This window comes from Stenotrophomonas sp. YJH_SMC_106-19 (assembly GCF_059368375.1).
Window position 1 is genome coordinate 61481 of sequence record NZ_JCAFRQ010000004.1, and the last position, 13618, is coordinate 75098.

9 protein-coding genes are annotated in these 13618 nt (G+C 62.4%); 1 reads left to right on the forward strand and 8 read right to left on the reverse strand.

Going from position 1 to position 13618, the window contains the following annotated elements; genetic code table 11:
• Positions 1-474 precede the first annotated feature (474 nt).
• The 4 genes from AC5P5M_RS12875 to AC5P5M_RS12890 form a co-directional block, all read right to left on the reverse strand.
• Complete coding sequence (locus AC5P5M_RS12875) at positions 475-2541, reverse strand: integrase (protein ID WP_495205997.1); 2067 nt, start codon at positions 2539-2541, stop codon at positions 475-477.
• Positions 2534-4078, reverse strand: coding sequence for a site-specific integrase (locus AC5P5M_RS12880; RefSeq protein WP_495205998.1), 1545 nt, complete (start codon positions 4076-4078; stop codon positions 2534-2536). Before AC5P5M_RS12880 ends, AC5P5M_RS12875 begins: the two co-directional genes overlap by 8 nt.
• A complete protein-coding gene (locus AC5P5M_RS12885; protein ID WP_495205999.1) occupies positions 4075-5361 on the reverse strand; it encodes a tyrosine-type recombinase/integrase in 1287 nt (428 codons plus the stop codon). Before AC5P5M_RS12885 ends, AC5P5M_RS12880 begins: the two co-directional genes overlap by 4 nt.
• 126 nt (positions 5362-5487) lie before the next feature.
• A complete protein-coding gene (locus AC5P5M_RS12890; RefSeq protein WP_262219195.1) occupies positions 5488-6057 on the reverse strand; it encodes a single-stranded DNA-binding protein in 570 nt (189 codons plus the stop codon).
• 315 nt (positions 6058-6372) lie between these two features.
• On the opposite strand from AC5P5M_RS12890, the gene AC5P5M_RS12895 reads away from it, so the two are divergent.
• Positions 6373-7404, forward strand: coding sequence for a LacI family DNA-binding transcriptional regulator (locus AC5P5M_RS12895; protein WP_495206000.1), 1032 nt, complete (start codon positions 6373-6375; stop codon positions 7402-7404).
• A 101-nt stretch (positions 7405-7505) separates the two neighbouring features.
• Here the strand turns inward: AC5P5M_RS12895 and AC5P5M_RS12900 are convergent, their stop codons facing one another.
• The 4 genes from AC5P5M_RS12900 to AC5P5M_RS12915 form a co-directional block, all read right to left on the reverse strand.
• Positions 7506-7892 carry an SseB family protein gene (locus tag AC5P5M_RS12900; RefSeq protein ID WP_053516683.1) on the reverse strand — a complete coding sequence of 129 codons (387 nt, stop codon included), beginning with the start codon at positions 7890-7892 and terminating at the stop codon, positions 7506-7508.
• 151 nt (positions 7893-8043) lie between these two features.
• On the reverse strand, positions 8044-9765 hold the full coding sequence (locus AC5P5M_RS12905) for an alpha-amylase family glycosyl hydrolase (protein WP_429000950.1): 1722 nt from the start codon (positions 9763-9765) through the stop codon (positions 8044-8046).
• Positions 9765-11252 carry an MFS transporter gene (locus AC5P5M_RS12910; protein ID WP_164151764.1) on the reverse strand — a complete coding sequence of 496 codons (1488 nt, stop codon included), beginning with the start codon at positions 11250-11252 and terminating at the stop codon, positions 9765-9767. Before AC5P5M_RS12910 ends, AC5P5M_RS12905 begins: the two co-directional genes overlap by 1 nt.
• Complete coding sequence (locus AC5P5M_RS12915) at positions 11249-13441, reverse strand: glucosidase family protein (RefSeq protein ID WP_495206001.1); 2193 nt, start codon at positions 13439-13441, stop codon at positions 11249-11251. Before AC5P5M_RS12915 ends, AC5P5M_RS12910 begins: the two co-directional genes overlap by 4 nt.
• Positions 13442-13618 lie beyond the last annotated feature (177 nt).

Here is a 13618-nt window from a genome sequence, read left to right on the forward strand (position 1 = left end):
CGTTGAGGCCAGGTTAGCTCTTTTTGGAGGGAGAGTACCCAATACTGCCAGGTGGCCGACCGCCAGAATCGGTCCCTCTCACCGATGGCAAGGGAGAGTTCAGGTAGTCAGCATCTAGGCCTCGCAGGCTCGCGTTGTACGACCATCTTACGAACTGCTCCAGTAGGCAGTTATTCTCGCGATAGACGCGTTCTAGCTCCGCCTCCAGCCGTAGAATTCGGTCCATAGCAATCTGCATTTCAGGGACAGCCTCGACCTTCCGCAGATGCCCCCTTTTTGCGGCTAACCCCGCCTTACGCTGTTCGAAGGCTTGCTGAATCCGAGTGTGCTTATGCAACGCTTGCCGCGTATACCGCGTAAAGAGGTGCCGCTCCACCGCATCCAGCAGAGATTGCCAAGTCAAACGACCTGACCAGCCGTCAAGAATTCCGACAATTCTAGCGATATCTTCATCACTGAGATTCTTTGCCCTTCTCATGAAGTGGTCCCTCGCACTTCGATCGCCCATTCCATTGGCACCTGCTCTTTGTCACGTTGATCCAACAACCGGCGGGCATCCACTGCCTGCCGAACCCGAGAGGCCGGACGAATGTGAGTCAAGCGGATTAGCGCACCTGGTGGAACTTGCGGATCGTCCAGAATTGCAACAAGCTCCGACAGTCTTGATAGCGTCAGCCTTTGATGTTCAACCCAACGCGACGCGCCATATATCCCTTCAGCGTCCGCAGCTTCTGCCTCAGCTAAAAGACTACTGGTTTCGGCAAGTTTGGCACGCGTATTTGCATCACCGATTTCGTCGCCCTTGATACACACCTGCTCGTTGCAATTCGTACAGTCACGGTGCAGGGCGCAGGGCGACATGACGAAGTCGTGCACGCAGACTCCGAAATCGGTTGTGTGGGCGGCTTGGATGCCCATTTCCGTGAACTTCTCTCGAGGAATTAGGCTAACCCGGACCTGCGGCCGCGGCTCAGCCGCCAGTTCAGTCACCGACTCGCGTTGCCTTTCCTGCCGCAGCCCCACAAGCCGCGCCTGAACATCGCGATCAGAGACATGGTTGTATGAGTCATTCTGACGAACGTCATTCCGACCCGACCACTTTGCGATGTCGAGTTCACTCATGCCACCGGCCTGAGCCAAGGTATTCAGATAGTGTCTGAATTGGTGAGTACGAATGACGATTGGAGATCCGTCTGAATCGAAGTAGCCCAGATGATCGAAGACGGACTTAAATCCGTGCTCTGTACGACCACCAAGACCAGTAGAGATAAAGCTCTGATCTGGCGCCTCGATGACGCAACGTAGCGTCCGCTTGGTCCGATGCAACTCATTACGCCGAACTACGCAAAGCGCTTCGCTGTACCGCAGATCAGAATCGATGTCCAACCATGGGAATCCTCTGGGCAGGAAGCTGATGACAGAGGCCTCAACATCCGAGAACTTGACTACGATTCTGCCGCGACGCTTCTCGACAGGCACGCCATTACCCAAGCACCACGCCCTAGTGCTCGCGGGCGACACCGATTCTGCAAAAAGGACTTCGCCGAGCTCTGCAATTGACAAGTCACAGCCGCGCAGATGCTCGAGATGTGATGGGAGGAACATCGTCTTGGGATCACGTTCGTACCAGCGCGCCACGCGACGCGCCTCTGCTGATAGATCATTGAGTCTTCTCACGGCCTCGCGCACGACCGAACTCATAGATGGGACAACCCACTTGACCATGGGGTCTGCACCCTTGGAAGGCCAGAACCGCAGCCCATATGCCGGCGACGCATCCGGACGAGCTGTTGTGACCTCAGGCTCCGCTCTAAGCAGCAAAACCTCATTCACCCGATCCGGGGCTGAGCACATGATCCCCGCCGCCGACGTTATAAACAGATCAGCAGGCTCGCTCGCTGCGCGAAAGGCCAGCGCCAGGCATTCCAACGAGCGGGGGCTGGGAAGCTTAGCCTGCCGGGCAGCCTCAAACTCGTCTCCTACCCTACCGTTCGCCTCCGTCGGGCGAGGTATGGAATTGAACCAGCGCAATGGGACCGCCGCTAAGCGGTTGTCATCAATGAACGAAGCAAGCATCTCCAATTGCGAACCGACTCGATAGCCCGCAGATGGGCTGAACTTAGCCCGGATGAGTAAAGCCGCCCTATTGAAGGTCGCCGCAGTGACTGAAGCAACATTAGAAGCCCCTTGATCTTCCAGTGCAGCTGCCAACGCTCGCAGGGAGGCGAGCCGAAACCCTACACACTTCGTTGGGCGCATACCATGCTGATATCGAAGGTAGGACTTGGCGAACGAACCAAAGGGCTCGGGCATCGGGCGTGGCACACGCTCGTTAACTGAATCCCATGAGCTAAAAATAGCGCGAAACGCGCCTCGCCTAGCTTTGATCCTGACAGAATCCGCGATCTCCCATGCCATATCCTCGAAGGCGAGCTCGGCACCAAAGATGGTCAACTCATTCCGGCACAGAGCAATAAACGCAGAGACATTCCCCTCGGCATTTAGCTCACTACGCGGCTGAAAAAGAACTACTTTAGCCACAGGTTCTAGCTCCACCGAGTGAGCAACGACGCACCTTAGCCTGGCGACATTCCTCTATCACGGCCGCAACTGCGAATATGGTTCGGTCGTTGATGGAAGCGATGCGCTTATCAGAATCCCTGAGTTGCTTTTCACGCTGGTCAAGCAGGTGCTGTAGTACCGCCTCATGTGGCCCATCCATCCAAGCCTCGAAGCTGGAGCAGGTGTAACAGGCGATCGGAGCATTGAATCCGCAGAATCCGTGTGTTCCACAATCGCCCATAGGGGAACCGCTTCGATCAATACGCAGATCGATTACGCGCTTCGACGTATTCTCGCCCAATCCCTCCACAAGCGTTCCCGCGAACGCTTGGGCCAAGGGAGCCATCTCCATAGCAATGGCACGATCAATGCGATCGATGATTGCAGGCGAACTGGCCGAGTAAACGCCAACATTCTGGGTGTCTGTGTGATCGAGAAGTCGGGCGATGACCAAAGGACTGTACCCCTCTTCACCAGCTCGCGTTCCGATCGTTCTCCTGAATCGGACACCGCTAATGCTCATCGCCTTACCCGTGCGCTCGGAGACCACTGACAGGCCTTCGAGAACGGTCGTAATCGTCCGGCCAATCATGACGGCAGTCCGATGGAATTCAAATCCCTGGGCGCCCGCCTTCGAGCGCACGGAGGGAAACAGAGGGGCTTGCCCTGCATCGTCTAGGATCGAACAGAAGCGTGCGCGAACGCTCTCAGCGTACGAACTGACATGCTCACCAAACTGCTCGACAAGCGGGCGCTCTACGAACTGAGCACGCGAAAACTTCGCACCTTTCTTAGCGCTTGGCATCTGAATGGAATACTTCAGCATCCCATCAGCATCTGTTTCCACCCTAACATCGCAGACCTTTAAGGACGCGTACTGCTTGCTACGCTGACCCAATAGGATGAAAAGCCACGCAAGGGTGAAATCTGCTGTAGACACATCACCTTTTGCATATGCTTGATTGAGCGCTGATTGCAGCGCTTCTTCTTCGACATGGGTAAAAGGACCATCATGTGGATCCCATGTAAGTATAGACACACCCTTGTCATTGCCCTTGAGCCGCAATTGTTTGAGAAGCAAATCTACGTCTTCACCGACCCCTGGGTAGCCCAGCTGGAACCATTTGCGGAGAAGCCCCGCGAAGGACCCCAAGTACCATTCCGTCGACTGATGGAGGCCTGCACGGTAGTTCAGCAAATCTACGGCTGTGATGCTGGGAATTTCCTTAGGCGTAGCACGCAGGAAGTGCTGTAGCCTTTGAAACATATTCTTTAGATGATCGGGAGAGCGATTCTCTGCATACCACGTCAATACGGACTTGGCGCCATTACGCAGCACTGGCGAAGCGTTTTTCAGCTGATTGAAGTCTAAATGGATGCTATTGACACCATCGCGGTATGCCCAGATATCGGCGCTTGGATCGAACTCGATGCCCGACTTAGTGCGACTGCCTACCCATACAGTGAGTGCACGCGCCTCGCTAGCTTCTTCCTGATATCCGGGGTCATGCTTCACCTGCTCCTCCTCACTGGGCGGCTAAAGGACTTGGCTTGCATCTCCAGCGACGCTTCATTGCTTTTTCGCTGCACGTGCCTTTTCGTGTAGTGCGAAGCCATCTTCGACCTGGGCGACCAGCCCATCGTCTGGGTCCGCATTCTTTCTTCGTCTTCTGCAGCCACACCTCGGCTATCCATGAGATCAGAGAAGTCGTCGTTCCAGGTGTGCCTCAATACATGTGGGGAGAGGTCATCAGGAAGACCGGGGACCTTGCTACGCAGCTCCCTGAATAGTTTGTTGAGCGCCGGCTTTGACAGCGGCTGGCCTGTTCCCGTCGCCACGAAGAGATAGGGATGGCGGCGCGCACCTTTGATCTTTGCTCGTTCTCCCATAATGTAACCTTTGATCAACTCCGCCAGATCAGGACCTAGTGCAAGTAAGCGACCTCGCGTTTTAACAAGCGGCGCGCTGTTTCGCGGCTCTTCTGGATTGCCGGGCCGCCGAACGATCGTCACTTCCCCTGCCCGAATGTTGACGTCACTGGCGTAGGTAGCAAGCAGCTCGCCGTTGCGAACGCCCAGAAGGAGTAGCCAGAGGAAGATGAGTTGGTTACGAACCCTGACGTGCCTGTTTTTCCATGGGTTGTCCGCACTGTCGGGATCAATGACCTCGAGGATTCGTGCACGGACTTCCGCGTCTACCCCCTGACGGCTAGCCTGCGCGGACTGGCGGCTGGGCATTCTGGCATTGACAAGGCCTACGAATGTTTGAGTGGCCTCAAGCAAGCTCTGGCTGTGAGGATGTCCCACTTCTAGCTTCAGGCGCCGACCTGCTGTCAGCCAAGAGATGTAGTCCCGAATGTATGCCATACGGGTTCCCTTCGTGTTGGCGCTCACCTGTGCTGGCGCCTTCACCGTGGGGCGCATTCGGGCCTGTTCCAGTGTTACGACCCTAGACACTACTGCTCGGGCTGACTCATCCATCTGGCTCAGAGCGTCCAGTTCATCTTGCCGCAAACCAACCAGCTTGGTGAGCAGCTCCACCTCTCCTAGGGTAAAGAGCCGACCGTCATTGATTCGATCGTGAATGTCTATACCGAGATGACGAAACACTTGATGGGCAATCATCACAGCCCGGGCCGCGTGCTCGAGCGTGTTAGCGGCCAGGCCAGCTGCCCGGAGCTCGGTAACCAGAAATAGGTTTGGATGCCAGAGGGGGGATCCCGACTCCTTGCACAGAAGCATCGGAAGTCGCTCTCCAGACTCAAACCGAACTGTTTTCACCCTATAGCCTGCGGCCATGTTGACGTTTCCGAAAGGTAGTCGGTAAGCCAGGAAATCGGCAGCCGTCGGAAAACGTTAACAACAAAAAAAGGCCCTTGGCAAATGCGCCAAGGGCCCTTGTTAACAGATATTAGAAGGTATCCTCTAGAACGGAATATCGTCGTCAGCAAAATCGTCCATCGGCGGCGCCGACTGCTGCGGCTGCGGGCGCGGGTTGCCGCCCTGGTTGCCGTAACCGCCACCCTGGTTGCCGCCCTGGTTGCCATAGCCACCGCCCTGTCCACCACGCTGGCCACCACCGCCGTACTCCTGGCGCGGTGCCTGCTGGCGCTGCGGACGATCACCGCCGTAGTTGCCGCCACCGCCACCACCGCCTTCACCGCGGCCGCCCAGCATCTGCATCTCATCGGCGACGATATCGGTGGAGTACTTCTCCACGCCGTCCTGGCCGGTGTACTTGTCGTAACGCAGGCTGCCTTCGACGTAGACCGAGCTGCCCTTGCGCAGGTACTCGCCGGCGATCTCGCCGAGCTTGCCGAAGAACACCACGCGGTGCCATTCGGTGCGTTCCTGCTGGTTGCCATCCTTGTCCTTGCGGACGCTGGTGGTGGCCAGGCTGATGCGGGTGATCGCCATGCCGCTCTGGGTGTACTTCACGTCCGGGTCGTTGCCGAGATTGCCGACCAGGATGACTTTATTGATGCCGCGCGCCATAGGTACCTTCGTCCGTTGTCCAGGGGCAGTCGACCAGTGATGGCACAGCCCCGGCCGGGGGTGCAGGACACTGGGCCGCCCCCGATGAATTTGGGGGAATGCAAGAACACCGCATCTTAGCACTGCCGCCGCTCCGTGCCCGGCCAGAAGCGACGAAAGACACCGAAAGATCCTACTGAAATCCTTGTAAGGCAATGACTTAGCCATCCGGGCCGGAGCTCCCGGCGCGGCCGGCCGCAGTGACGGCCGGCGCTGCGATGGCGCCCCCATGGCATCATGCCGGGGCATCTACTCACTCGTTCGCGCGCTTCCCCCATGACCATCAAAGGCAAAGCCACCTCCCTGGACATCGCCCATCTGGCCGGCGTCTCCCAGCCGACGGTGTCGCGGGCCCTGCGCGGCAGCCCGATGGTCAATGCGGAGACCCGCGAACGCATCCTGCGCATCGCCCGCGAGCTGAACTACAAGGTGGACAAGAACGCCTCCAGCCTGCGCCTGCGCAATGCCGGCACGCTGGCCCTGCTGTTCTTCGAGGACCCGACCAACGACGATTCGCTGATCAACCCGTTCTTCCACTCGATGCTGGGTTCGATCACCCGCGCCTGCGCGTTGCACGGGCAGGATCTGCTGGTGTCGTTCCAGCAGCTGTCGACCGACTGGCAGGCCGACTACGAGGACAGCAACAAGGCCGACGGCATCATCCTGCTGGGCTATGGCGACTACCACGAATCGCGCGACCGCCTGCAGCGGCTGGTCGAACAGGGCACCCACTTCGTGCGCTGGGGTGCGGCCCTGCCCGGCCAGCCCGGGGTATCGATCGGCAGCGACAACTTCCAGGGCGGCCACGACATCACCAACCATCTTCTGCAGCAGGGCTGTCGGCGCATTGCCTTCCTCGGCCACGCCTCCAGCCATTACCCGGAATTCGAGGAGCGCTATCGTGGTCACGTGGCAGCCCTGCGCGATCACGGGCTGCATGCCGAACCGGCCCTGCAGCACGATGCCATCACCACCGAAGCGTCCGGCCAGGAAGCTTGCCAGGCGCTGCTGGCGCGAGGCGAACCGATCGATGCGATCTGCGCCGCCAGCGACCTGATCGCCATCGGTGCGATCCGTGCACTGCGCGAGGCCGGGCTGCGGGTGCCGCAGGACGTGGCGGTCACCGGGTTCGATGACATCCCGCTGGCCGCATCTGTATCGCCGGCATTGACCACCGTGCAGCAGGACACCAAGCAGGCCGGGCAGCTGCTGGTGGAACGGCTGCTGGCCTCGATCAGCCGGCAGCCGGTGGAGAGCCAGAGCATCCCGGTGAAGCTGGTGGTGCGGGAATCATCGCTGCGCGGCTGAAACAGCGGACGTGATCGGACGGGACTAAGCAGTGAACCCGGCCTGCGGGCACCGGACCGGGTGCCGCAAGGCCCGCAGGTGGACGGCCCCGTCGGGTGGCCTCAGCCCTGGGCGAAATCCTTCAGGATCTCGCCAATGCCGCTGGGCGAAATCTCGAAGCCCAGCGAGGTACCCGGGTTGATCACCACGCCATAGCCCCCCGGCACACGGCGCAGCACGTCCAGCATCAGCCAGCGGATCTGGTGTTCGGCCTGCTGGCTGTAGATGCCCACCCGCGATGGATCGGTGAACACGGCCACGTGCAGCGTGCCCTGCTTGTCGAACAGCAGTGGGTCGAAGCCGCTGCCGTCGGGGGTGACCAGGCTGCCGGTCAGCAGCAGCACCTCGGAGGCGACGAAGGCCTCCATGAAGGCGCGGATCGGCACCGCCCCGTCCATCGCCGCCTTCAGCAGGGTTTCGATCGGGGTCTGCGGGGCGAGGTCGGACATGGCGGTACGGCGCGGCGTGAGGGGTGCCTATTGTAGGGTCGAGCCTGCTCGAAGAGCGTGCCAACCAAGGTTGGCACCTACCAGAGCGGTAGCGCCAACCGAGGTTGGCAACCACCAGAGCGGTAGCGCCGGGCCATGCCCGGCGGCGCCCTCACCGTCCCAGACGCTGGTCCCGAGCCTTCTGGTCGGCCATCGCCCTGTCCAGCTCTGCCTGCAGCGCTGGCTGCTGCACGGAGGCATCCAGCACGTACACCTTCACGCCATGCGCGGGCACTTCGGCCTTCAGGGAGGCATCCACCTGCAACGAACCGCCGTCCAGCGCGTCGCGCCAGCGGCCCGCCTGCAGGTAGCGCTCCACCTGGAAAACCGTCGCCTTGTCGCCCTTGTTCAACAGCACCAATGCGGTCTGTGCCACATCCCCCTGCTGCAGCACACGGAAGAACACCGCCTCATTGCCACGCAGGCGCTCGTTCACCTGCAGGCCGCGCTGCAGCGCCGGGGTGGCCTGGCGCAGCTGGGCGATGCGCCGCAGTGGCGCGAAGATCGGGCTCTGCGGTGCGGCATCCACCCGCGCCTGGCCGAAGTAGGCACGGTTGCCGGCATGCTCGGCACGGCCCCGCATGAAGCCGGTTTCCGAGCCGTAGTAGACCACCGGGATACCACGGGCGGTGAACAGCCAGTTGTGTGCGTCGATGAAACCGTTGTCGCTGGCCTGCAGGCGTGGCATGTCGTGGTTGTCGTAGAAGCTCATCAGCTCGTACGGATTGGCATAGGGGCCGCCGGTCAGGTGCAGCGGCTCGGCCAGCGTCTCGAAGCCCTTGCCGGCGGTACCGAAGGTCTGTTCCAGCGCGCCACGCAGCGGGAAGTCGAGCACGCTCACGTTGGCGTTGCCCGGCCAGGTGTGCTCGGCAATCCTGCTGGCGTCGTAATCGAAGGCCTCGCCGAACATGAACATGTTCGGATGCTCGGCACGGATGCGGTTCACGAACTCGTGCCACCACGGGTGCGGCAGCCAGCCGATGGTATCGATGCGCAGTGCGTCCACGCCCTGCGCGGTCCACTGCAGGTACGCGCCGACGAGGTAGTCCATCACCGCCGGGTTGTTCTGGTTGAAGTCGGACAGCTCGGCCAGGTTGCCATCGAAGATCGAGCCATCCTTGCTGTCGACCGGGCCGATGGTGTTGTAGAACGCGTGCAGCGGGTTGTGCTTTGGATCCAGCTTCTGCGGGGGCAGGTTCTGGTGGTCGGCGATCAGCTTTCCCTCCTTGTCGAAGATCTGGCCGAACTGCGGCTGCCGTGTCGGCATGGTCCAGGCCGGCGAGCCGTGGTTGCCGACGATGTCCAGCACCACTTTCAGGCCGGCACCGTGCAGGCCCTTGGTCAGGCCTGCAAAGTCCAGGTCCTTGCTGGGCAGGTGCTCGTCGAGTTTGTAGAAGTTGATGCCCCAGTAACCGTGGTAGCCGGTCTTGCCGCGGTCGGTCAGCGTGCTGGTGCAGCTGATCGGCTTGCTGCCGGTGAACGCCTCATCCGGATTGTCGACGATCGGCGTGATCCACACCGCACCGAAGCCGAGCTGACGGATGTAGTCGGCGTTGTCGAGCACGCCCCTGAAGTCGCCGCCGAGGTAGCCGATGTTGCCGTCCACCTTGTCCGGGCAGGGCACCGGAATGTCGAACGTGCGGTGGCTGCCCCCCTGATCGCGATGATCGTTGGACGGATCACCGTTGACGAAACGATCGGTCACCACGAAGTACACGGCATCGCTGGCGAACGGTTCGAGCGTGCCCACGTAGTCCGGGCGCGATGCGGCCTGTACCGCCGTGGCGAGCAGGGCCAGCGACAGCCCCAGCGACATTCTGGAATACACATGCATCACGCACTCTCCTGATGGGCCGGCACGCGAAGCACGCACAGCCCGGCAATGAACAGACTCACTCCACCCAGCACCAGCACGTGCAGGGGATTTCCGCCCAGCCACTCGCGCAGTGCGAAGCCCAGCGCGCTGGCCGCGACCAGCTGCGGAATGACGATGAAGAAATTGAACAGGCCCATGTAGATGCCCATCTTCGCCGCCGGCACGCTGTCGGACAGCAGGGCGTACGGCAGCGACAGGATCGAGGCCCATGCGAAGCCGACGCCGGCCATGGACAGCAGCAGCCAGGTGGGGTCCTTGATGAACATCAGCGAGATCAGGCCCAGCCCTCCGAGCCACAGGTTCACCAGGTGGCTCCAGCGCAGGCCGATGGCGCGCACCATCGGCGGGATCAGCAAGGCGGCCAGTGCGGCGAAGCCGTTGTAGGCGCCGAACAGCACACCGACCCAGTTGGCACCCTCGTTGTACGCCGCCGACTGCGGGTCGGTGGAGCCGAAATGCGTGCCGGCCACCGCTGCGGTGGTGTAGATCCACATCGCAAACAACGCAAACCACGAGAAGAACTGCACCCAGGCCAACCGGCGCATGGTCACCGGCATCGCCCGCAGATCACCCACGATCGCCGCCAGCATGTGCGCCCGCGGCAGCGTACGGGCCAGCGCAAGAAGCACACCATAGCCCGCGCAGAGACCCGCCAGCACATAGAGCATCCTGTCGCCCTGGCGCGCGGCGATCACAGCGGCCAGCAGCACGCCCGCCCCCAGCCACAACGCCACCTGCGCCCACGGTGCGGGGCCACTCGCAGCGGCGGCGGCATGGTGCGCCGGCGGCTCGGCGTCTTCGAACCCGGCCAGTTCTGCCGGTGAATACTCGCGGGTACTGACCACGGTCCAGGTGATCGCCGCCAGCAGCACTGCCGCACCGAAATAGAACGCGTAGCGCACCGTATCCGGCACCTCGCCGGCAGCGGCTGTGTTGGCCACGCCGAAGTGGGCCAGGATGAATGGCAGGAAGCTGGCGACGATGGCACCTACACCGATGAAGAAGCTCTGCATCGCGTAACCGGCCGGTCGCTGGCGCGGTGCCAGCTGGTCGCCCACGAAGGCCCGGAACGGCTCCATTGATACGTTGATCGAAGCATCCAGCACCCACAACGTGCCCGCCGCGATCCACAAGGCAGGTGAGTTGGGCATCACCAGCAGGGCCAGCGTGGTCAGCACCGCACCGATCATGAAGAACGGGCGACGCCGGCCCCAGCGCGTCCACGTGCGGTCGGAGAGATAACCGATCACCGGTTGCACCAGCAGGCCGGTCAACGGTGCGGCGATCCACAGCCCGGGCACCGACTCCATGTCCGCGCCAAGCGTCTCGAAGATGCGGCTGGCGTTGGCGTTCTGCAGGGCAAAACCGAACTGGATGCCGAGGAAGCCGAAACACATGTTCCAGATCTGCCAGAACGACAGCTGCGGTTTGGCAGGGCGGTTCATCGTGCGTCCTCCGCCGTGGCGACCGGTGCCAGCGTCAGCGCCTTCACCTGCGCCTGGTTGAGCACGCCTTCGCGCCCGCCCTTTCCGCCGGTGTAGTGCGCGAAATGCTCGAGTGCGCTCATGTTGAAGCCTTCTTCAAGCACGACCGTGCACGGCCCCTTGGGCACAGCGAACGTTGCCGAGGTCGAGTCCTGCACGGCCACGCTGTGCGGCATCGCAACCGTATGCCGCTGCAATGGCTGGCCCGGGCACTGCAGCACCAGTTGCTTGACCGCAGCCGTGACACCGGTGTTGATCGGCCCGTTCGGGTTGCGGTACTGCAGGCGCAGGCGCACCTGCCCGGCCTTGGCCGAGGTGAACTGCCAGCGTTCCTCGCCCTTCAGCACCTGCTGCGGACCGACGCAGAGCATCGGGCTGTGCAGCGATTCCAACGTGCCTTCGCGCCGGGTCAGGCTGAGGCAATGCTGTAGGCCATCGTCGCTGATGCGCGCCACGCCCTTGCTGTCGGTGACCGCCTTGCCGTCCTTCCACAGCACCTGATCGGCTGCCACCGGAACGTTCCAGCCCGCGCCCTTGCGCAGGGCCTGCGGCGCAACCGGCGTGGCCGGCGCACGCACGTTGGCATCCGCAGTCGTGGCAGCGAAACCGGTTGCTGCCGGGGCGGCGACCAGCTGCACCGTCGTGGTGCTGCCACGCGTGGTGGTTCTGCCGGCCACCAGCAGGCCATCGCCCACGTTCTGCGGGCGCTCCAGCACATAGCGCTTGCCGTTGGCTTCCAACGTGATACGGGGATGTGTGCCGAACAGTTCCGGCACCAGCGCGGCCGGCAGCTTGGGCTGCACGCGGCCATCGTCCTGCACGCCGAACACGCCTTCGGTGACCATGGCCAGATAGCCGGCCACCGACCACAGCTGGCGCTCTGAATTGACCACCGGCCCGCTCAGCGCGCCTTCGTCCACATGCACGGCCTGGCTGACCAGCTCGTAGTTTTCCATGTTGGAACCAGCCAGTGCCGCCCCCTGCATCAGCGAGCGGATCTCGGCGGCGATGCGCGGCGCGTCGTCCAGCTGTCGCGCAGCACGCAGCGAATACGCACTGACGAACGGCCAGATCGCACGGTTGTGGTAGATCGGCTGCTGGGCTTCCTGTGGCCACACCACCGGGCTGCCGGCCGGCCCCATCGGGTAGTTCGCCAGCGCGCGGCGCGCCCGCGCCTCGGGCAGCACGTCGGCCAGGATGCCCAGCGACAGGCCCAGCAGGTCGACCTTGGCGTAGGGCACCGGATGCACCGCCTCACCGATGTAACTCATGTACTGGCCCATGTCGTCGCGCCAGAAGCGCGCATCGATCCGTACCGCCAGTTCATCGGCCCACGCCTTGTACTGCGCACGGCGATCATCGCCCCGCTGCGCGGCCATCTGCTCTGCCAGCCGCAGTGCCTGGTAGTGCAGGACGTTGGTGGACAGCGCGTAGGAATCACCGATGAAGCGCACGTTCTCCCGGGTCCAGTCCGGATACGTCTGTTCACGCCAGTCGAGGAACGAGGTTTCGCCGCGATAGAGGCCCATCTGTGGGTCGAACACCATCGCCCGGTCCTGCGCCAGCGTGCCCTGCAGCGCCTGCCAGACCTGTTCGGCAAAAGCAGGATCATCCAGCAGGTGGCGTGCGGCCAGGAACCACACCACACGGTCGCTGCTGATCGGCCAGCTGCCGCCGGAGCCGGTATCCTGCGCGACGAACAGGCCGGGCGTGCGCCCATCGCGGGCAGCCGACAACTTGAACTGCAACGACTGACGCGTGCGCTGCGGATCCAGCCGTGCCAACGCCAGGTCGGCGGCGAAGCTGACATCTCGGGTCCACACGTAGGGCCAGCGGGCGCCGGTCTGGAAGCAGTCGCATGGCACCGGCCGCCCTTCGTCAAAGGCAGGGTCGCGGATCGCATCGACCCGGTCCTGCGCCATCTCCTGCTGGGCCAGCGCGAACAGCGCGTCGAACATCACGCTTCCGGTCTGGCTGCGCATCGGCGCGGCGGCAATCGGCACAGCGCCGTTCGGCGTGTGCAGCACGAAGCTGCCCTTGGCAGCCGCTTCGGCACGCGCATGGCGGCCGTCGAATTCCAGGTCGGCCGCATGCGCGGTCGTCCCCAGCGCTGCCCCCAGGGCAGCGGTCAGGCAAATGATCTTCAGCATCGAAGCGGCAGACCGGCTTGCGCCCGTCGACCTCCCTCCCTCTCTGCACCGTTTATAGGTCCGCGCAGCCGTGACCGGCGCGCGGGCGCGGCGCCTCCCTCAAGGTGCCTTGGGCCCATGGTAGACGCGGGGCTGTCGCCTGCGTCCAGCTGCATACGTATTCATGCACCGACGCGG